Raw genomic sequence first — 17,851 nt, 5'->3', positions numbered from 1 at the left:
TCTCCTCTCACAGGTCGGTCCGGACGCCGCCCTCGATGCGGGAAGCGCCGTAGGCGGTCGCGCCGAGGGCGCTGACGATCGGGGCGGGGGTGATCTTGACCTCGAGGGAGCCGTCGCCGTCGAGGGCCATGATCCGGACCCGCTGCATGCCCTGGCCGATGAGCGGGTGCCCGGCCGGGATGTTCAGCTGGGCGAAGTCGCCCGGGCTGTATGTGCCGAGGAGCGGGGCAGCGTCGGCACGGACCGGGATCCCCCACGGCGAGACTGGGCGGGCTGAGCGGGCGAGGGCCGCGTTCGCGTGCTTCTGGAGGAAGGCGAGGTCCTCGATGTCCTTCGACGCGACATCGGCCTCGGTCCACGGGTAGCCTGCCTTGGCGACGAGGGTCGTGTCGACGGCGGTGGCGAGCTTCATGTCGAGTTCGGACCCTGCCCCGGGCTGCCACACCCTGGCCGCCATCTTCGAGGCGTCCTCCTCGACATCGAGCATCACGACGCCCGACTCGTCGACGGCCGGGTCCCAGATCCAGTCCGCCCCGCTCTGGTGCAGGAGCGGATCGGTTTCCGTGCCGGTCGCCATCACCCATTCGATCCGGGTCGCGTCGGCGGCAGTGTACCGGGGCCGGAACGCGATGTCTGGGCCGTCCTTGACCTTCGTGAGGTTGCGGAGCAGGTCGCCGACCCACTGGAGCTCGTAGCCCTTCACGTGCCGCTCGTCGGCGCCGGCGACCAGCGCCGGGAGGACGATCGGCAGGCCAGGGTTGTCCGGGTTGGCCTGCATCGGGATCCTGACGAGCTCGCGGGCGATCGATGCGAGGGCGAGACCGCTCAGGTCGAGGGAGGTCCTGGTCACGGCGGTCCCCGCGGTGATCTGCGCCCAGTTCAGGGCCTTGACCCTGTCCAGGATGGACCAGAGCCCCGCGCCGGAAACGGTCAGCGCACCAGTTTCCCAGTTGTACTTCCGTTTCCTGATCGGGCCTGCCTCGAGGATCACGCCGCCGAAGTCGACGGCGAGGCTCATCCGGTCGGGCTCGGTCGCGGCCCGCACGTCGACCCGGGCGAACTCGGACGCGTCCGCCGGGAACGCGACCTCGAGCGGGCCGGCGTCGTTCAACCGGGAGCCCCACTTGAGCGACTCGACAGGAAGGTCGGCCGCGATCCGGCCCGTGACCGTCTCGGCCACGAACACCCGGTACTCGGGGGCTACCACCACGCCGGATCCACCTCCACCGTGAGCTGGGCGCCCGTCGACCCCGGTGCCTCGAACAGCCACGTCCCCGAGGCGCCCGCGGCCAAGCGGGTCCACTCCCTCACCGTCAGCAGCGTTGACCGGTCCGCGTACCCGTTCAGCAGCACCGACCCGTCGCGGGCGTTCAGTCTCATCGAGTCCCCCGGGCCGAGCGCGCCCGTGTAGACGAGCCGCCGGCGGGCCACCAGGTCTGTGATGGTGAAGCCGTTCGGTGCCATCGCAGCGATGACCGTGAACCTGGGCGGGGTCGCCGCCGTGCCGGGGTTCGCGATCGTGGCCGTTCCCGGGTAGCCGGGCTGCCCGAAGTCGAGCAGGCCCGGCGGGGCTGGGGTGAACAGAGGGAACGTCAGCCCGCCGCCCGTGACCGGGACACCGGTCGTCGCCGGGGCCGTGGCCCCGTAGCGGCGCGGGTCCGGGCAGTGCAGGTGGATCTGGTACTCGAGCGTGGTGTCGTTCTTGTGCCGGATCTTCGGCGCGTCCGCGAGGTCCGCGGCCGCGCTCATGGTCGGCTGGGCCGTGTCCGTCACGATGAGGATGCCCTGGCCGCCGTCGGCCAGCAGCGCCGCGAGGGCGAGCTTCGCCCCGGCCGCGGCCTGCTCCGACGGGGAGGTGACATCGCCCTCGAGCGTGACCAGGCGCCCGTCCCGGAACCCGGGCTCGGTGAACTCGCCGTGCTGGCGGAGCCGTTTCGGCCGCTCTCGCCGTACCCCGACGCCGTCGTCCCACCCCTCGGCGTTGTTGTCGAGCCAGACCGTCCACCCGTCCGGGTGGGTCCACCCGGTGGATGAGAACGAGAGCCCCCCGATCGTCGCGGTGCGCGCCATTCAGGACCTCCACATCAGCTGCTCGGCCGTCATCCGCCCGAGGTTCGCCTCGGACATTCCCGGCGCCGGATTGACCTGGACCGGGCGCTGCGAGCGCAGGAGCTCGAGGAGCTGGTCGAGCTTCTCCTCGAGGCCCGTACCCCGCCCGTACCCGACTCCCTGGCCTGAACCTGCTGCGATGGCGGGGAGGCTCACCAGTCCGTCGACGGATGCTCCGACCCGGTCCTGCATCGAGTCGAGGCCTTCGATCAGGCCCTGCCCGATGTTCACGCCGAACCCGCGGAACACACGCGACGGCGATCGGATGCCGAGCGCGGCCTTGAACGGCTCGCGGATGAAGTCCGGGACGATGTTCAGGAAGAACGAGCCGAGATTCCTCAGGAGCGAGCCGGCTCCGTCGATGAGGCCTTGGATCATGTTCCGGCCGATATCCCACAGGCCGCTGCCGAGGCCTCCGAAGAACCCGAGGATCTGCCCGGGCAGCCCGCCGAAGAATCCGAGCAGGCTGCCGATGAATCCGGAGACTCCGCCGAGGATGCTCGACCAGGAATCCTGGAACCACCGGCCGAGGGCTCCGAGGATTCCCAGGACGAACTGTCCGACTGCCGATAGGCCGTTGGAGATCACCGAGCCCAGGACGTTCAGGACGCCGGCGACTACGGCGACGATGGTGTTCCAGACGCCGCTGAAGATGTTCAGGACTCCGGACCAGACCTGGGACCAATTCCCGGTGATGATCCCGGTCACGACTTGGATCACGCCCTGCACGATCTGCATCACGGCCGTGATGATGCTGGCGATCGCACCGAACACCGTCCCGACGATCGGCATGAGCGCCTGGATCACGGGAATCAGGATTCCGGCGATTGTCGTGATCAGCGGCGTGATCGCTTCGACGATCATCCCGATGATCGACGCGACCGGCGGCAGCACCGAGCTGACCAGTTCGGCGATGATCGGCGCCAGCATGCCCGCGAGTGTCGAAACGAGCGGGACGACGGCGGCGACGAGCTCGCCGACCACGGGGGCGAGGACGACGAATGCGGAGCCCAGGGTCTCGACGAGGGAGACGACGGTCGGGAGGATCGCGACGAACATGCCGGAGAGGGTCGAGACGAGCTCGGTGACCAGGCCGGCGACCGGCGGGAGGACGGCGGCGAGGAGCCCCAGCGAGGACGAAGCGAGATCGCCGATGAGGCCGACCAGCTGGGGCAGGACCGGCAGGAGCGCCTGGAAGAGGAGCCCGAGCGGGTTGAACGCGCCCAGGACCGTCCAGAGCGGACCGACGAGGCCAGAGATCTGCGGCAGGAGCGGGGCGAACGCGGGGCCGATGGCGTCGAACACGGCCCGCACCCCGGCGCCGACACCGACGAGTCCGGAAAGCTGTCCTTCCATTTCGGCGCGCGTGCCCGAGGGCATCGTGAGCCCGGCCCAGAGGTGACCTGCGGCCTCTCCGATGCGGGCCATCGCGCCGATGGCCCCCGGTCCGTCGACGTTGAACCCCTGGAACGCCGCAGACATTGCGAGCACGCCGGATGTCGCCATCCCGGCGTAGAAGCCGAGGCGCTCCATGAAGCCGTTGAATCCCGACGAGGCAATGTCGCCGTCGACGGCGAGGAATGCCCCGCGGAACGCGTTCAGCGAGCCTCCCGCGCCCTTGTAGAGCTCCTCGAACTGCGCCTTGGCGTTCTGCAGCATCGGACCGATGCGGCCTTGGAATGCCTTGCCGAAGGCGTCGGAGAGCGGACCGAGGAGTTTGGTGAGCCAGTCGACGGCGAACGTGATCGTGTTGAACACGTCCTTCACCAGCGGCATGAACCACGAGGTGAGGACCACGCCGAGCCGGGAGAACGAGGCCTTCATGTTCTTGAAGGCGCCCTCGGTCGTGTCGCCGGACTTGAGCGCCGCGCCCCCTAGTCCCTCTTCCATGGCCTTCTGGAAGGTGGCGAAGTCGATCTTTCCCGCCGACGCCATGTCGGCGACCTCCTCGGAGGTCTTGCCCAGGGTCTTGCCGAGCATCTGGAGGATCGGGATTCCGCGGTCCTGCAGCATCGCGATCGAGTCGCCCTGGAGCTTGTTGCTCGCCGCGACCTTGCCGAAGATGGAGCCCATCTCGCCCATGGACGAGCCGGCGATCGTCGCCGCGTCGCCGGTGAGCTTCAGGGTCCGCTCGAGGTCCTTGCCCGGCTTCACTCCGGCAGCCACGGCGGAGGCCGCCACGGTGGCGGCCTCGCCCATGCCGAATGCGGTGCCCTTCACGGCGGCCATGGCGTTGGCCATGATCTCCTTGACCGAATCGGCGCTGTTGCCGAGCCCGTCGAGCTTCGCCTGGGCGTTCTCGATCTGGAGCTGCCGGGCGATGCCGCCGTGGACGGCGAGGCCGCCCACGATTCCCCCGACCGCGGCCACCGCCCCGCCTACGACCCCGACGACCTTCAGGGCGGTCCCGCCGATCCCGCCGATGAAGCTCCCGACTTTGCCCATCGCGCCGGAGGACTGCGAGCCGAGGGACTCTGCCTTCCTGCCGGCGTCGTCGAAGACCTTCCCCACGCCCTTGTCGCGGCCGAAGACGTCGAAGAACAGCTGGGCAGCGGACACCGGTGACCTACCCCCTTTGCTTGGCCTGCTCCTTGCGGTGCTCGTCCGCCGCGCGGACGTAGAGGAGCCAGAAGTCGTAGGTCAGGTCCCACACGTTGTGCGGCCCGATGCTGGGCCAAAGGCCGGAGATCAGGACGATGTTCGCGAAGACGCTCGCTTCGATGTCCTCGATGTGCTCGACCGGCCGGGACGGGCGGCTTCTGGCTCGGGCGCGGGAAGGTCCGGCTCCGGGCCGTCTTTTGGGTCGGGCTCGTCGTCGACTACCTCGAGCGAGTCGATGTCGAAGTCGCCGGCCTCCTCGAAGGTCAGGTTCTCCCCGGCGTGCCGCCGTGCGAGCCAGATGACGGCGATGAACACGCCGAGGAAGTCGGGATCGTCCACGACCTCCATGAAGAGGTCTTCCTTCTCCTCCTCGCTGAGGCCCTCGGCGCCCCCGAACAGGTCTTGGAACTTCGGGGCGGCGTCGCGGATGGACTTGATCCCGTACCCGGTGCGGATCTTCATCTCGCGGAGCATGAGGAGCGTGGGCCGCTGGAGCGCGGCCTCGATGTCGTACTCGCGGCCGTTGAGACGGAATTTCATGTGAGCCCTCCGAGCTTCTGCGCTGCTTCCTGCAGCGCCTCGTGGACGGCCCGACGGAACTCCTCCTCGCGGGCCCGGATCGGGCCGTAGAAGAAGTCCTTTCCGTGCTGGGCCGCCCATTTCTTCTTCGATCCGAAGACCGGGTGCCTGAAGTTCCTCAGTCGGTACACCCGGTTCATGGCCTTCTTCCCGGCCGCGAGCTTCGTGTCGGTCGAGACGATCCGGATCCCCGGGTGCTTCCCGCCTCGGACCCGGACCGCGACGCCGGCCGCGATGCCCGCCCGGAGCACGTTCCGCGACCGGCCCTGCCCGTACCTCGCGCCCCGCAGCCTGGAGGCGGCCTTCGTGCGTTGGTTCGCCTTCGGCGGCTTCTCCCCCAGGACCGCGGCCTTGACCGCGGCGGCCGCCGCCGTCCCCGAGCCGCGCAGCGTGCGGTTCACCTCGCGGCGCAGGGTGGGCTCGGCCTCCTTGGCCATCCGCCGGATCAGCGCGAGGCTCTCCGGGGCCATCGCGATCCGGACCTCGTCCGCCACCGCTCAGATCGCGGTGTCGGACGTGACGACCGCGACGTAGATCGGCGACCCGGCGTTGAGCCCGTCGAGGATGTCGAAGTCGACCGGCAGGCTCACCGGGGCTCCCCCGTTCGTCTGCGGGATGTCCCCGTTGAGCCGGATGTCCGGGAGAACGACCTGCACCGTCGGGTTCAGCGCCGAGGCCCCGATCAGCGTCGCCGTCTTGAACGTCAGTACGAGCGAGAGATCGGCCTGGCTGAGGTAGGCGTCGCGGAGGACGTTGTCCGTGTACTCCGCGGTGAGCTTGCCCTTGCCCTCGCCCACCGACCCGAAGACCGGCTTGCGGCCGCGCTTGCCGCCGTTGCCGAACGTGAACCCGCCGTCGTCGAGCTTGTTGTCGAACGAGAAGCTGAAGTCCTTGATGTTCGCCGCCGGCGTGCCGCCGGTGGCGAGCGCAGTCGCGGTGGGCATCGTGACCGTGCCGCCGATCGAGATCGACCCGTGGACGAACGTGAGCAGCTCGACACCGGTCGCGTACGACGGGGGCGCGTAGGCGGTCGCGGTGTCGACGTCGCGGAAGTTCCAGGACGTCTTCAGCTTCACGATGTCCGCGAGCGCGGCCGTGAGCTCGCCCGAGGTGCAGAGGCCGCCGCGGAACGTCACGGGCTGCGCTGCCGCACCGCCGACCCACGGGAGGCCCTTCTGGATCGTGTAGGAGTTCGCCGGGTCCTGAGTCGCTGGAGTGTAGAGCTGCTGGAACGCTCCCGCCTGTCCCGGGACCGCCGTCGAGACGCCGGAGCCGAGCCACGCCTCGAAGAACTTCCCGAGTCCCTTGGTGGCGAGCTCGAGCTCGATGTCGCCCTCGGCCTGCTGCTTCACGAGCGCCCGACGAGGCGCCCGGGCGAGCCGCGAACCCACCCGCAGGCCCTGGCCCTGCTTGAACTCCGGCTTCCACTTGAGGCTCTCGGTGAGGTACTCGGGGAACGCCGTGGGCGTGACCCCGATGCCGTAGGCCCCCTCCCGGCCGATGCCGAGGCTTGCGTCCTGCTGCGTCACAGGCCCTCACTCCCCTCGGTGTGCGAGGGCGCCGCGTCCCGGGCGGCGGGCGCCCCGGGATCCGGCACGGCTTCGGCCGCGGCCGGCTCGGGGTCGGTGTTCAGCTCCTCGGCGACCGCCCTGGCGGCGGCGTCTGCCGGCTCCCAGTTCTCGGCCTGGGCGAGCAGCGCCTCGGCGTGCTCCGGGTCGACTTCGAGGATCTCGCCGGCCTCGACGACGCCCCCCAAGAGGGGCACGTCGAGCTCGCCGTAGGGTGAGATGTTCTTGATGCGCATGGGCCCTCCTAGCCTCTGACACGGTTCTCTGCTGTGAATGTCGCGACGACGTCGACGCCGCGGCCTGCCTCGATGTAGTCCTCGGGCGTGGTGCCCTCGGAGTCGATCGCGGTGAGGAAGCACTGGCGGACCGCTCCGCCGAGCGTGGTGTCGTTCATGCGGACCTCGCGCTCTATTCGGCCGAGGAGGTCGAGGGCCCGTTCCTGGGCGAGGACTTCGACCTCGTCGCCGCCGCCCTTGACGCACGAGAAGACGACGTCGACCGCGATATTCTCCTCGCGAGGGCGCATGCTGCCCATGGCGGCGATGTCCTGGTCGACGTGGAACCTGCCGACGCTGATGATGTCCGGCGGCAGGTCCGTGCCGATCGCCCCGAACACGACGTAGACGTCCTTCGAGTCCTCGCTCTGGGCCATGACGCGCTGGATGAGCTGGTAGAGGCCCTTCTTGGCGGCGATCGCCGCCGTAACAGCGCTCACGCGAAGCCCCCCACGCCCTCATCCGCCGCGCACAGTTCCATCACCCTGCGGGGCACGGCGAACCCCGATGGCGTGAACACGTCGTCCGAGGCGCTGCCGCGCCGGACGCTGCCGCCCTGCGACTGCATGCCGATCTGCCACCAGTGCCGCACGAGCTCGCGCGCCGCGAGGCGGATGTTCGCCGGGATCACCTGATACCCGGCGGTGAAGGTGACCACGACGGCACGGATGCCCGGCATGAACAGCCGAGGGGCGAGCTGGCGGCCCGCGTACACGATCGAGGCGTCCTCGTCGAAGACGAAGTCCGCCAGGGGGCTGCCGAGCTCGGTGATGCTGACGACCGCGTCTGCCCTGTGCTGGAGGACGACCGCGTGCGCTCCGCCGTCGGCGACCTGGGTGAACTGGCGGTGCACGACCGGGCCGACGATGTCCTCGATCACCGGTGTCGCCGCGGCGACGAAGAGGCGCATGTCCTCGAGCTGAGCCGCGGTCGCGTGGTCGGCGTTGAGGCCCGTCTTCATCTCCCCGACTGGGATGATGAACAGCGGATCCGCCGGCCAGACGTCGAGCACGTCGACGTGCGCGCCCATGGTGCCGTCCATCGCGAATGCCGTCCACCGGGCGAGGTGGCGGCCGGGCATGCTCGGGGTGAACTTGGCCGTTGCCGACGTCGGACCGGTGGTGGATGCCGGGGTGGCGATGCTCGTGCCGTCCGGGCGGACGATGGAGAGCGAAGGCGCCCCGCCGGAGGGTACCGTGCCCCATTCGAGGGTGGCTGTCGCCCCCAGATCGATCGAGGCCACAGCTACGCCTCAGCCCCCGAACCGCCGCCCTCGGCGCCGGCCGCCGGCTCGCCGCCCGCGGTGTCCGCGGTGTCCGCGGCAGCGGCCTCGGCGGTGGAAGCCTTGAGAGATCGTCTGCCCTGGACCTGCGTCGAGGGCTCCGACGGCTCGGGGGCTTCGGCGGCATCCTGCGAGCGCAGCCACGCCGCGAGGCGCTTGTCGTTCTGCTCTTCGACGCGCTTGGCGATCGACTCCCACGATTCGCCGTGCTCGTCGTGGAGACGGCGGTAGTTCGCGTAGATCTCTTCCTGGTACTGGTCGTCCATCTCGGCTCCTCTGGAAGCGGAAGGGGTGAGAGCGCGTGAGCCCCGCGGGTGCGGGGCCCACGCCCGGTTTCCCGACTAGAAGGTCGGGGCGATGAGGCCGGCGCCGGCGACGGTATCGAGGCCGCCGAACTTGGCTACTGCCTCCGGGTAGCGGCCAGCGGTGAACGCCGCGTACCCGTAGGCGACGAGCACGGTGGTGAGCGAGTCGCCCTTGGTCTGCTCGAAGCGGAGCTGGCGGGGCAGGCCGTCGCCTTCCTCCCAGAGGATGAGCTCGTCGACGTCGAGCGAGAGCACGACGTCCTCGTTGTTCATGCCGACCGTGGTCGGGACGTTCACATCGGTGATGATCGGCAGGCCCGAGTTGTGGATGCCTGCGACCTTGACCGGGGCGTTCGCGAACTCCTCGCCGGCCTGGGAGCCGACGGCGACCATGTTGAAGTTCGTCACGGTGTTCGCGGTGACGATGGGCCGCCCCGTGGTGTCGTTGAGGGTGGTGAGCCAGCCCCAGCGGCGCGGGTGCATGAGCAGGACGTCCGGGGCGATGCCGTCCCCGACGGACGCGACCGCGGTATTCGCCCCGGCGACCTTCGTCCCGAACTTCGAGGCGTCGACCGCGGCGCCGAATGCTGCCGCGGCCGCGATGCCCGCGGTGTTGAGGATGCCGAGCATCTGGCCGGCGAGGCCCGAGCCGTTGATCACCTGCTTGCCCAGGCGCGCGCCGTAGGCGCGGGCGAGGTCGAGGTAGATGATCGCGTCGACGCCGGAGCCGCGCTCGAGGAGCTGGCGGGACACGTCCTGCTTGCCGGCGATCGTCACGACGGGGACCGTGACGTTCGCCCAGGACTCGTCGGTGTTCGACACAGTCGAGTTCTCCGTGGCCTGGACGTCCTCGGATGCGGCGATGTTGCCCTTCGGGATGACGAGCTGCATGCCCTGCTCGGGGAGCTCGAGGCGCGTGACCGCGTTCGCGATGCCGCGGCCGGCCTGGATCTTCGGCGCCGCGAGGTCGATCAGGTACTGAGGAACCACAAGGCCCGCGAATCCCGACGTCTGGACGGCGCGCTGGGACATCTCGCCGTGGTGCTCGACCTCCGCGGCGTGGCGCATGATCCGGTCGTTCGTGCCGTGCTCGCGGTGCGCGTAGGCGTCGCCGAAGAACGAGACGCCCTGCTTCGCGGACTCGCGGGTGTAGGTGCGGGGTTCGTTCGTGTCGCCGGTGCGGATGACCTGGTCATACGAGCGGCGCTGTCCCTGCGGGATCAGCTCTGCGCTCAGGCGCGCCGCGGCGTCGTCGCGGGACTTCTCGAGCTTGAGCTCGGCGACACGGATCTGGAGGGCGTCGATCTCGTCGTCCAGGCCCTGCTTCTCCTGGCGGATCTGGGCCACGCGGACCTCGTCCACCGTTGCGGCGGAGCGGAGCTCGGCGAGCTCGGTGGACTTCTTGTTGCGCTCCTCGAGCTTGGAGACGAGGCTCCCCTCGAGCTGCGCGATGAGCTGGGCCATGTTCATGGCAGAGCTCCTTCCTCCCACGGCCGTCCGTGGGATCTTGGGGTTACTGGTGGGCCCCTTGAAGGCGACAGGCATCCCCGCCCAGGCCAGGCCGCAGCGCGGCGCGGGCGTCGGGAGTGCGCGAAGCTCTCGGGTGGTGCGCCGGCTCTAGAAGCGGACTCGGCGCAGGCGCACGTCCTCATCGGTGATGAGTTCGGCGCCGGTCTTGGGCGCGGCGCCGGCGACTAGGGCAGCGATCTCGCGCTGCTCGGCAAGGCTCAGGCCGCGGACGAACGATTCGAGGTCTTTCGTGGACCGAAGGCCCGATCCGGCCGTTGCGGGGTTCGCCCCGTAGGAGACGATCGAGACGTCGCCGCGGTGGATGTCGACCTCGTTGACGTGGAACTCGGTCCAGTCCTGCGACCACTCTCCCGCGGTGATCCGGAACATGAACGACATCTCGTCGATCAGCCCGGAGCGGAGCTTCGGGACGATGTACTGCACGTCGGCGTCGTCCGGGTCGAGGTCGGCGTCGACGGAGAGGCCGCGGTCGTCCTCGTCGAGCCGCAGGGTGCCGTTCGCGGTGCGGGCGATGCGGCGGATCCCGTCGTGCTGGATGACGAGCGGGACGTCGAGATCCGCCCGGGACAGCGACGGGCCGAAAGCGCCCGCAGAGACGACCTCGGTGTACGGGCCGAAGATGTCCCACATCTCGTACCCGACGCCGGTGACCGAGGCGTAGCCGGAGAACCCGAGGCCCCCGCCCGCATCGCCGGCCTCGCGGAGCTGGATCCGCTGCATGCGCACGGCCACGCGCGGGCCGCTGCCGGGCGCTTCGGTGCACCGGCGCTGCGAGGGCCTGTCGGCGGCCGCCCGGATGTCCTGTGCCCGCTTCTGGGCCGCTTCGAGGATGTTCATGCCGGCGCTCCTTCCCGTGATGGCCCGGTCTCTTCCTTGACCGTGTCGGTGGTCTTCGTGAAGAGCTCTTTGAACTTGTCCTTCTGCTCCTGGGTCAGCGGTGGCAGGTTCTCGAGCTCGCGTGCCTCGTCGACGTCGAGCGTGCGCGAGTCGATCCGGGACTTGATGACCCGCTGTCGTGTCTCTGGGTCCATGCGAAGGATCGCGTCCGTCTTGAGCTTCACGTGCTGCTGCGCGGGCACGAGGCGGGAGAGCGCCCTCTCCCGGCGTGCGATCGCGGGGCCGAGGTTGATGATGAGCAGCTGCAGGTTCCGCTGCGTCACGTTCGCGTACGTGACGCTGGATCCCTTCGCCGGGGCGTCGATCATGTCGCCAGGGACGCCGAGGAACCGGGCCGCGTCGGTGATGCCGAACTCGCGGGACTCGATGAACGCTGTCTCCGCCGCGGAGCCGTTGATCATCTTGTAGTCCCAGTCCATGCCGGTGACGAACGGCTCGCCGTTGTTCACGGACGCCATGAACTGGCGCTTGACCCGCTGCGCGTCGCCCTTGTCGAGCTTCTTCGTGGTGTTCTTCAGGATCGAGCCCGGGCGGGCGCCGTTGCCGAACCAGTCCTGGGCGAACTGCTGGGCCGAGAGGTACCCGCCGATGGAGGCCGCCGCGTAGGCGATCGGCGACAGCCCCACAGGCACGCCCGACATCGTGAACTGGCGCTCGTGCCAGACCTCGAAGGGAGCCAGCTCCTCCTGCCCGACTCTGTAATGGTCGATGCGGCGGTTCTTCACCGAGACGGTGACATCCTCGAGCGGGAGCGGCTGGACCAGAGCCGGCTTCCCGAAGCCGTCGCGCGCAACGATCCGCCCGAAGGCGTTCCCGCCGCGGTCGAGGTCGAACTGGGATCCGTAGATCCACTCCGTGATGTCCACCGGCTGGCCCTCGCCGTACGTCCACGGCGTGACCAGGACATCGGGCTTCTTGATCTCCTTGTCGAGGCCTCCCGAGCGACGGAACACGTCGACCGGCATCGTGGAGATCAGGCTCGCCCTCAGGTTCAGGCACGCCCACACAGCCGAATGCTTCAACGCCGTCTCCCGCGTCACCGGCACCTGATTCGGCCGGCCCGGCGACCGCTGCGGCATCCCCTGCCAGATCAACTCCGGGGGCCCGAAGTGCCGCTTCTGCCTGAACAGGCTCATGAACGCCGCCTATCGAACACCCATGAAGCGGCCAGCACCCCGGCGCCGGCCGTCCCGAGCGCCGCGGCAAGACCCCACTCGGGGCCCGCGAGCGCGGCCGCCGCGGCTGCAGCCCCGACGATGACCAGGAGCGATCCCACGAGGTCGAGCACGGTGGTAAGGACGAACAGGAACACCGCTCCCCCTTTCCGCTTCTCAGGCGACCGAGTCCATGACGTCGTAGTCGTCCGTGTGGCGCTCCCTGAACAGCCATCGGGCGAACGTGGCGGCGTAGAGCGCGCTGATGTCCTCGAGCTGCTTGTTCCGGGCCCAGATCCACGCACGTCCCCCCACGGACTGCTTCGCCACCACGGCCGCAGCGTCGTTCAGCACAGGGTCGGACATGAAGTGCACCTTGCCGGTCAGGACGTCGTCGTAGAGGCCGCCGCAGGCGTCGACGCGAGCTGGCCCGGGGACCTTGATCACCTCGAAGCCCTCGTCCTCCAGATCGGCAGCGAGGGTCTTCGCCGCACCGTTGCCGTCGACGGCGACGATGTTCCCGCCGGCCTGCGAGCGCAGGCTGACCATCGTGCGGACGACGTCGGCCGTGCCGTGCTGGCGCTCGTACACCTCGAGGTAGCAGGTCGCCTCAGGATCGGTGGACTTCGCTGCCATCGCAATGGACGTGAAGTCCCGTTCTGGGCTTGTGTCGACGGCCCAGAACGGCATCCCGTCCCAGCTCAGATCGTCCTCGCCGACGTAGCAGGACTCCCATGCCGCGATCGGAATCGCCCGTGCTGCCGCCTTCCGTTCCGGCCACCACCCGAAGTAGGCGCGGTAGGCCTCGGCCGGGTCGTCGGCGGTCTGGATCTCGTTCATGACCCAGTCGAGGGAGATGGTGTGCGTGATCGCCGGGTGCCCCAGGAGCGCCGTCGCCGGGTCGTGAGGGTCCGCCCCGACAGGCGAGCTGAACTCCCAATAGAGGGTCCGGGACTCGCGCCCCGACTCGACCAGGGCCCGGCCGAGGTCCCGCTGGGCGAGCAGGTACTCCGAGTTCAGGTTCCCCGCGGCCGACATCACCAGACGCTGCGCGCCGGGAACCGTCGCCATGGCCGGGCCGATGCCGCCCTCGATCGTGTTGTCCCGGTGCGCGTACGCCTCGTCGATGTGCGCCTCGTGCAGGGTGTCGCCGTGGCCTGTCTTCTGGCCGGCCGCGTCGATCCCGAGCTCAGCCCCGTTCTTCCACCGCAACGCCTCGGAGCCGGCCTGCCAGCGGGGCTTGCCCATGAAGGCCTTCATCGGCGAGCCCAGGAGCGGCTTGTAGAAGTTCCGCTCGAGGCGCCGGCGGGCCTTGTTCCGGTCCTGGGCCGTGTACAGCATGTAGCCGTCGGGAGTCGTAAGAGCCCGATGCGTCATCTTCCCGCGCGAGGTCGAAGTCTTCCCGCCCTGGCGAGGCAGGATCAGAATTCCCTTCGAGTACCAGTACAGGCCAGTCGCGGGGTCGATCTCGCAGAGCACATTGAGGAAATCCCGCTGCCACGGCATCGGCGGATTCCGGAAAGCCGTCATCACCTTGCCGACTGCGGGCCCGAGGGTCTGCCGCGACGGATTGCGCGGCGTGAACCATGCCGGCGCCGGGTTGTGCGGCTCAGCCACTCTCCGGCATCCCGAGCGACTGCAGGAACGCCTCCGCGCCGTCGGCAGCGTTCACGGGGGCGTTCACGCGGCGGAGTCGGTCGAAGACGTTGAAGAGCCGGGACTGCATCCCGCTGATCAAGTCGAGCCGCTCGAGGCGCGGGATCTGGTCGAGCACCCTCGCGTCGTACTTCGCGAGCACGACCAGGGTTTCCTTGAAGGGCGGGTCGGCGAACTGCATCGAGTCGAGCTCACGGGCCAGCGCCTCTTCGATCGGGCCCGGCGCGGCGTCCCACGAGATCGCGGTCGCCGACGGCGTGAAGTCCAGAGGGGCCAGCACCGCGGCGGGGAGCTCGCCGCCGCTGTCGCGGAGCTTCTTCGCCAGCCGATAGGCCTTCATCTTGTCTGAATGGATCCGTCGGCAGTCTGCGCAGCGGCATCCCTTCCGGTATCCAGTCGCAGAAGCCCCCGCCTTGCCGTGGCGATAAGGTATCGAGCCGACTTCCGCTGAGTCCGCCATGGTATCCCCCGTTCTGGCGCCGTTCCGCCTGAGAATCGCCCGGATTGCATAGGAATTCAACGGGTTTCTGCGGCGAGCGCGGCCGAATTCCGCCCTCTGTCCGAGGGCGCTACCCGGCAATATTCGGGGGGAGAAATTTTGGAAGACGCGCGGGTCTCCCGCACGCCGGATTCCTAAAAAACCTGGCCAATCCTCAGTCAGACGAGGCCGGACGGAGCCTCGACGCGGGCCGGCGGCGCTGCGCCTCGCGGGCCTCTGCCGCGCCGGCCCGGCGTCGCGCGTTCTCCTTGCGGACGTTGCACCCGAGGTGCATCGGCTGAAGATTCCACGGCGCCGTCGGGTGGCCGCCGTCAGCGAGCGCCACGATGTGATCAAGCGACGGCCCGAGCGAGTGACGCGGCCTCAGCCCGAACTCGATCGGCTCACCGCACCACGCACACACAGACCCGGGCGGACAGTGCAACGCGACGAGGCGAAGCCAAGGCCTGCCGCTCCTGCCCCGGCGCGGATCCCACTCCGACAGGCGAGCCAACGCACCACCTCCCGGACATGCGGAAGGCCCGGACCAATCTGCCGGGCCTCCTCGCGGTGACACTGCACCACCATCGAAACCAAACGTTACCTCTGTCAAGCAGGCCTCACTGACAGGCTCGCTTCGTCACGGCGTGTCGGAAAACTCTTCCTTCTCGACGCGGGTCACCGTGGCCGCCTTAATGAGCTGCGTCGGCGAATTCTGCGCCTCCGATCTCTTGCGGAATACGAGCCACTCCCCTGCCGTCTCCACGACGTCTGCTTCCACGACGACCGCCGCGAGTCCGCCGCTTCTGTTGACCTTGAACTTTGCCATCGTTCTGTCCCCTCTCAATCACTCAAACTGCGAGCCGACCCATCTGGGTGCGCTACGTCCTACTCTCCCCCATCAGCCGGACATTTCCGGAGATGTTTGGTGGTCAGGTGCCGCTCTACGGCTGTCTTTGTGTGCCCAGGGCAGGAGGCGAGAACGTCGGACATGCGATAGAGCTGGGGCCGCGTGCCTGCCCTGCCCCAGCCGTCAACGCTCGCGCGCTTCTTCACATACGCTCTGGTCCATCCGGTCATCATCATGATCGACTCGACGTCGAGCCATGCCTCGGGCCTAGGCACGTCCGGCCTTCGCGTGGTCGATCCAGCGGTTTATCGGCGGGATGTCGGGACGGCGTGCCCCGCGGTTGATCACAGCCTGCCAGGCTTCCCACACTTCGACGAGGCTGTCGGCGGTGAATCGCGGTTGTGGATGCGTGGTCAACCAGGACAGATGCCATCGGCCGATCGCGCCGGAAACGGCTCCGGAATCCGTGCCCGTCGAGAGCCGGAGATCGGGTCTGTCCTCGAGGAAGTGGGATGCAAGCGCCGAGATCGCCGCCTCGACTCTCACGGTGATGTCAACGGTCGCGAGCTCCACGGGCACCGCCGGATCGACGCTCTTCCCGCCGACCTGGCCGCCGGCCCTCGACGGGTGCAGCAAGTCCTGGAGTGCGGGCCACGAGCGTTCGATCCCGACCAGGGCCTCCTCCAGATCAGAGCGGCACCGCCAGCAAAGCCACGAAGCGCGCTCGGCCTGAATCGGGCCCGCCTCGTGGTCAGTCACGCACCAGCCCGAGAACCGGACGAACCGGCGGGCCAGCTCGTAGGGGACCATCTGCACACGGCCATCCACCACGTGCGGATACGTCTTGGCCTTCCGCCAGTTCGGAGGCATCCCCGCCCCTGTCACTTGTTCCTCCTCGATCGCGGTCTCGAACGTCTTCCCGCAGCCCCCCGGGAGGGAGCTGGGATCCTGCCCTTCCCATCCAGACCAGACCTGTCCCGACCCGTCCCGTCCCGACGCGGCTTGGTCCGGGAGACCTCCGATCTGCCCGAACCTGCCAGATCCGTGCGGCCGGGTGCTGCTACCGTTGCCGCTTGCGAGGCCGGACGTGCTTCCGTTGCCTCGTCGCCCGGGGCCGGTGCTGCTTCCGTCGCCTCGGGTTGCTCGACCGCGGGGCCCGGGGCGGGCGGCGCGGGCGCGGTCGGGCCGGGTGCTGCTTCCGTTGCCTCGATCGCGTCCGCGCCCGCGCCGTCGGCCGATGCGGGAGCTGGTCTGGTGTAGGTCGGTTCGACGTCCACGCCGTGCTTGGCGAGGAAGTCAGTCGTCTCGGGCCCGTACAGGGGCTCGGATGGTGCAGGGATCGTCTTCCAGGCGCTCTCCGGGTCGTCGCCGCGGCGCCCGTTGCATTCGCGGCAGGCAACGACGTAGGTCTCGAACGTCGCGGCCTTCCCCGGGTCGGCGTGGTCGTACGTGCCCGACCGGCCCGAGCGGCGGTCCTTCCACGAGACCGTCTTGCCGCAGTAACGGCACGAATCGCCGTCGCGCAGCCTGACCGGGACGACCAGAGCCGGATCGCGGGCGTCCTTTTTCCGCTGGTTCGTCCAGGCCCGCTCGGCCTTGAGGATCATGTGGAACAGATCCTCGTCCTCGGTGAGCTTCCACGCCTGGCGCTCGTCTCCGTCCTCGTTCCGGATAGTCGTCTCGGTCCAGTAGCCGCAGCGCTTCGCGGCCGCCGCAAGCACCTGGTAGCGGCCGATAGAGCCTGCGAGCGCGCGGGCTGTTCCCACGGTCACGACGTAGTCGAGCTCGTGTGCGGCGGATTGGGTGGCGCAGCGGGCAACGAAACCGAAGAGCTCGTTCAAGATCCTGTCATCGGCCTCCGGGAGCTCCAGGGCGTTCAGGACGATCGGGTGATTCGCCGCAGCATCGCTCTGTCTCAGCCACGGCATCCGCCTGGACCTCCTTCTTTTCGATGTGCGCGCCGAGCGCCCGAGCCGCGTGGGGGTCGCGTCCTCTGCATGGGTCGCAGAGCTCCCCTATTGCGGAGCACCAGGTGCACGCAGCCGGGACGAGCGCGCGCGAGCGCAGGAACTCCTCGCGGCGCTTGGCGGTCTCGGCTGCGGTGGCGAGCCGGGTGGTCGTGTACTGGTCGCCGGTTGCGATCGCGGCGGCATGGCGGGCCGCTTCGGCGGTCTGGCGGAGCTCGAGGAGCCAGACTGTGAGCTCGGTGTCGGAGAGTGGGCTCAATCGGAGCACCTGCATTCGCCGGTGTGGGGGTTGATGATGCCGTCGCAGGAGCCGCAGCGCTCGGGGTCGGTGGTCATGCTCTTCTCCTGATGGTTCGTTCGATGCGATGGGCGGCGGCGATGGTGGCGCCGAGCGCGATCGCCTCGCCTTGGTGTTTGAATGAGACGCCGGCGTAGACGGAGCTCATGACGTCGGGCTCGAACCAGACGACGAGCTGCCAGAGGCCGTCCGGGTTGCGGCGGACGCCGGCGCGTGGCCAAGTGCGCTCATGGCGGGCGGTGAACGGGCTGCGGGCCTTGGCCCGTGCGGTCGCCGTCTGCTTCGTGGTGATCCAGGGCATG

The 17,851-nt window shown here is 69.1% G+C and carries 22 protein-coding genes; all 22 read right to left on the bottom strand.

Annotated elements, in window-relative coordinates; genetic code table 11:
• Window positions 1-7: 7 nt before the first annotated feature.
• Window positions 8-1,210, bottom strand: a complete 1,203-nt coding sequence (locus ACOKR1_RS01290) for a hypothetical protein (RefSeq protein WP_422934985.1) — start codon at window positions 1,208-1,210, stop codon at window positions 8-10.
• Entirely contained in the window at window positions 1,201-2,070 is an 870-nt protein-coding gene (locus ACOKR1_RS01285) for a hypothetical protein (RefSeq protein WP_422934984.1), read from the bottom strand. The genes ACOKR1_RS01290 and ACOKR1_RS01285 overlap by 10 nt, the downstream gene beginning before the upstream one ends.
• The gene (locus ACOKR1_RS01280; protein WP_422934983.1) at window positions 2,071-4,668 is read right to left on the bottom strand and encodes a phage tail protein; all 2,598 of its coding nucleotides are present in this window, start codon (window positions 4,666-4,668) and stop codon (window positions 2,071-2,073) included.
• A 129-nt stretch (window positions 4,669-4,797) separates the two neighbouring features.
• Window positions 4,798-5,250 (bottom strand): hypothetical protein, encoded by a 453-nt coding sequence (locus ACOKR1_RS01275; RefSeq protein WP_422934982.1) that lies wholly within the window; start codon window positions 5,248-5,250, stop codon window positions 4,798-4,800.
• Complete coding sequence (locus tag ACOKR1_RS01270; RefSeq protein ID WP_422934981.1) at window positions 5,247-5,783, bottom strand: hypothetical protein; 537 nt, start codon at window positions 5,781-5,783, stop codon at window positions 5,247-5,249. Before ACOKR1_RS01270 ends, ACOKR1_RS01275 begins: the two co-directional genes overlap by 4 nt.
• A gap of 3 nt (window positions 5,784-5,786) precedes the next feature.
• Entirely contained in the window at window positions 5,787-6,818 is a 1,032-nt protein-coding gene (locus tag ACOKR1_RS01265; protein ID WP_422934980.1) for a phage tail tube protein, read from the bottom strand.
• Window positions 6,815-7,093 (bottom strand): hypothetical protein, encoded by a 279-nt coding sequence (locus ACOKR1_RS01260; protein ID WP_422934979.1) that lies wholly within the window; start codon window positions 7,091-7,093, stop codon window positions 6,815-6,817. Before ACOKR1_RS01260 ends, ACOKR1_RS01265 begins: the two co-directional genes overlap by 4 nt.
• Window positions 7,094-7,101: 8 nt before the next feature.
• On the bottom strand, window positions 7,102-7,572 hold the full coding sequence (locus tag ACOKR1_RS01255; RefSeq protein WP_422934978.1) for a hypothetical protein: 471 nt from the start codon (window positions 7,570-7,572) through the stop codon (window positions 7,102-7,104).
• The gene (locus ACOKR1_RS01250; RefSeq protein ID WP_422934977.1) at window positions 7,569-8,375 is read right to left on the bottom strand and encodes a hypothetical protein; all 807 of its coding nucleotides are present in this window, start codon (window positions 8,373-8,375) and stop codon (window positions 7,569-7,571) included. Before ACOKR1_RS01250 ends, ACOKR1_RS01255 begins: the two co-directional genes overlap by 4 nt.
• 2 nt (window positions 8,376-8,377) lie before the next feature.
• On the bottom strand, window positions 8,378-8,680 hold the full coding sequence (locus ACOKR1_RS01245) for a hypothetical protein (protein WP_422934976.1): 303 nt from the start codon (window positions 8,678-8,680) through the stop codon (window positions 8,378-8,380).
• A gap of 75 nt (window positions 8,681-8,755) precedes the next feature.
• The gene (locus ACOKR1_RS01240) at window positions 8,756-10,189 is read right to left on the bottom strand and encodes a phage major capsid protein (protein ID WP_422934975.1); all 1,434 of its coding nucleotides are present in this window, start codon (window positions 10,187-10,189) and stop codon (window positions 8,756-8,758) included.
• 147 nt (window positions 10,190-10,336) lie between these two features.
• Entirely contained in the window at window positions 10,337-11,086 is a 750-nt protein-coding gene (locus ACOKR1_RS01235; RefSeq protein ID WP_422934974.1) for an HK97 family phage prohead protease, read from the bottom strand.
• A complete protein-coding gene (locus ACOKR1_RS01230) occupies window positions 11,083-12,282 on the bottom strand; it encodes a phage portal protein (RefSeq protein ID WP_422934973.1) in 1,200 nt (399 codons plus the stop codon). The genes ACOKR1_RS01235 and ACOKR1_RS01230 overlap by 4 nt, the downstream gene beginning before the upstream one ends.
• On the bottom strand, window positions 12,279-12,458 hold the full coding sequence (locus ACOKR1_RS01225) for a hypothetical protein (RefSeq protein ID WP_422934972.1): 180 nt from the start codon (window positions 12,456-12,458) through the stop codon (window positions 12,279-12,281). Before ACOKR1_RS01225 ends, ACOKR1_RS01230 begins: the two co-directional genes overlap by 4 nt.
• Before the next feature lie 19 nt (window positions 12,459-12,477).
• Window positions 12,478-13,917 carry a hypothetical protein gene (locus ACOKR1_RS01220; protein ID WP_422934971.1) on the bottom strand — a complete coding sequence of 480 codons (1,440 nt, stop codon included), beginning with the start codon at window positions 13,915-13,917 and terminating at the stop codon, window positions 12,478-12,480.
• Window positions 13,910-14,296 (bottom strand): hypothetical protein, encoded by a 387-nt coding sequence (locus ACOKR1_RS01215; RefSeq protein ID WP_422934970.1) that lies wholly within the window; start codon window positions 14,294-14,296, stop codon window positions 13,910-13,912. Before ACOKR1_RS01215 ends, ACOKR1_RS01220 begins: the two co-directional genes overlap by 8 nt.
• A gap of 313 nt (window positions 14,297-14,609) precedes the next feature.
• On the bottom strand, window positions 14,610-14,780 hold the full coding sequence (locus ACOKR1_RS01210; protein ID WP_422934969.1) for a hypothetical protein: 171 nt from the start codon (window positions 14,778-14,780) through the stop codon (window positions 14,610-14,612).
• Window positions 14,781-15,074: 294 nt separating this feature from the next.
• Window positions 15,075-15,263: a hypothetical protein gene (locus ACOKR1_RS01205; RefSeq protein WP_422934968.1), complete on the bottom strand. Its 189-nt coding sequence runs from the start codon at window positions 15,261-15,263 to the stop codon at window positions 15,075-15,077.
• Window positions 15,264-15,551: 288 nt separating this feature from the next.
• Window positions 15,552-16,154, bottom strand: a complete 603-nt coding sequence (locus ACOKR1_RS01200; RefSeq protein ID WP_422934967.1) for a hypothetical protein — start codon at window positions 16,152-16,154, stop codon at window positions 15,552-15,554.
• A gap of 11 nt (window positions 16,155-16,165) precedes the next feature.
• A complete protein-coding gene (locus ACOKR1_RS01195) occupies window positions 16,166-17,125 on the bottom strand; it encodes an HNH endonuclease (protein ID WP_422934966.1) in 960 nt (319 codons plus the stop codon).
• 7 nt (window positions 17,126-17,132) lie between these two features.
• Window positions 17,133-17,510, bottom strand: a complete 378-nt coding sequence (locus ACOKR1_RS01190; RefSeq protein WP_422934965.1) for a hypothetical protein — start codon at window positions 17,508-17,510, stop codon at window positions 17,133-17,135.
• 73 nt (window positions 17,511-17,583) lie between these two features.
• A complete protein-coding gene (locus ACOKR1_RS01185; RefSeq protein ID WP_422934964.1) occupies window positions 17,584-17,850 on the bottom strand; it encodes a hypothetical protein in 267 nt (88 codons plus the stop codon).
• Between the last annotated feature and the right edge of the window lies 1 nt (window position 17,851).

It is taken from the genome of Sinomonas sp. P47F7 (assembly GCF_049332655.1).
GTDB lineage: Bacteria > Actinomycetota > Actinomycetes > Actinomycetales > Micrococcaceae > Sinomonas.
This window is presented reverse-complemented; position numbering and strand designations above follow the sequence as displayed.

Excerpts from the sequence above, each read along its gene's own strand:
- ACOKR1_RS01285 (WP_422934984.1), bottom strand. The coding sequence starts at position 2,070 with ATGGCGCGCACCGCGACGATCGGGGGGCTCTCGTTCTCATCCACCGGG.
- ACOKR1_RS01275 (WP_422934982.1), bottom strand. The coding sequence starts at position 5,250 with ATGAAATTCCGTCTCAACGGCCGCGAGTACGACATCGAGGCCGCGCTC.
- ACOKR1_RS01260 (WP_422934979.1), bottom strand. The coding sequence starts at position 7,093 with ATGCGCATCAAGAACATCTCACCCTACGGCGAGCTCGACGTGCCCCTC.
- ACOKR1_RS01245 (WP_422934976.1), bottom strand. The coding sequence starts at position 8,680 with ATGGACGACCAGTACCAGGAAGAGATCTACGCGAACTACCGCCGTCTC.
- ACOKR1_RS01240 (WP_422934975.1), bottom strand. The coding sequence starts at position 10,189 with ATGAACATGGCCCAGCTCATCGCGCAGCTCGAGGGGAGCCTCGTCTCC.
- ACOKR1_RS01235 (WP_422934974.1), bottom strand. The coding sequence starts at position 11,086 with ATGAACATCCTCGAAGCGGCCCAGAAGCGGGCACAGGACATCCGGGCG.
- ACOKR1_RS01230 (WP_422934973.1), bottom strand. The coding sequence starts at position 12,282 with ATGAGCCTGTTCAGGCAGAAGCGGCACTTCGGGCCCCCGGAGTTGATC.
- ACOKR1_RS01215 (WP_422934970.1), bottom strand. The coding sequence starts at position 14,296 with ATGAAGGCCTATCGGCTGGCGAAGAAGCTCCGCGACAGCGGCGGCGAG.
- ACOKR1_RS01205 (WP_422934968.1), bottom strand. The coding sequence starts at position 15,263 with ATGGCAAAGTTCAAGGTCAACAGAAGCGGCGGACTCGCGGCGGTCGTC.
- ACOKR1_RS01200 (WP_422934967.1), bottom strand. The coding sequence starts at position 16,154 with ATGCCTCCGAACTGGCGGAAGGCCAAGACGTATCCGCACGTGGTGGAT.
- ACOKR1_RS01185 (WP_422934964.1), bottom strand. The coding sequence starts at position 17,850 with ATGCCCTGGATCACCACGAAGCAGACGGCGACCGCACGGGCCAAGGCC.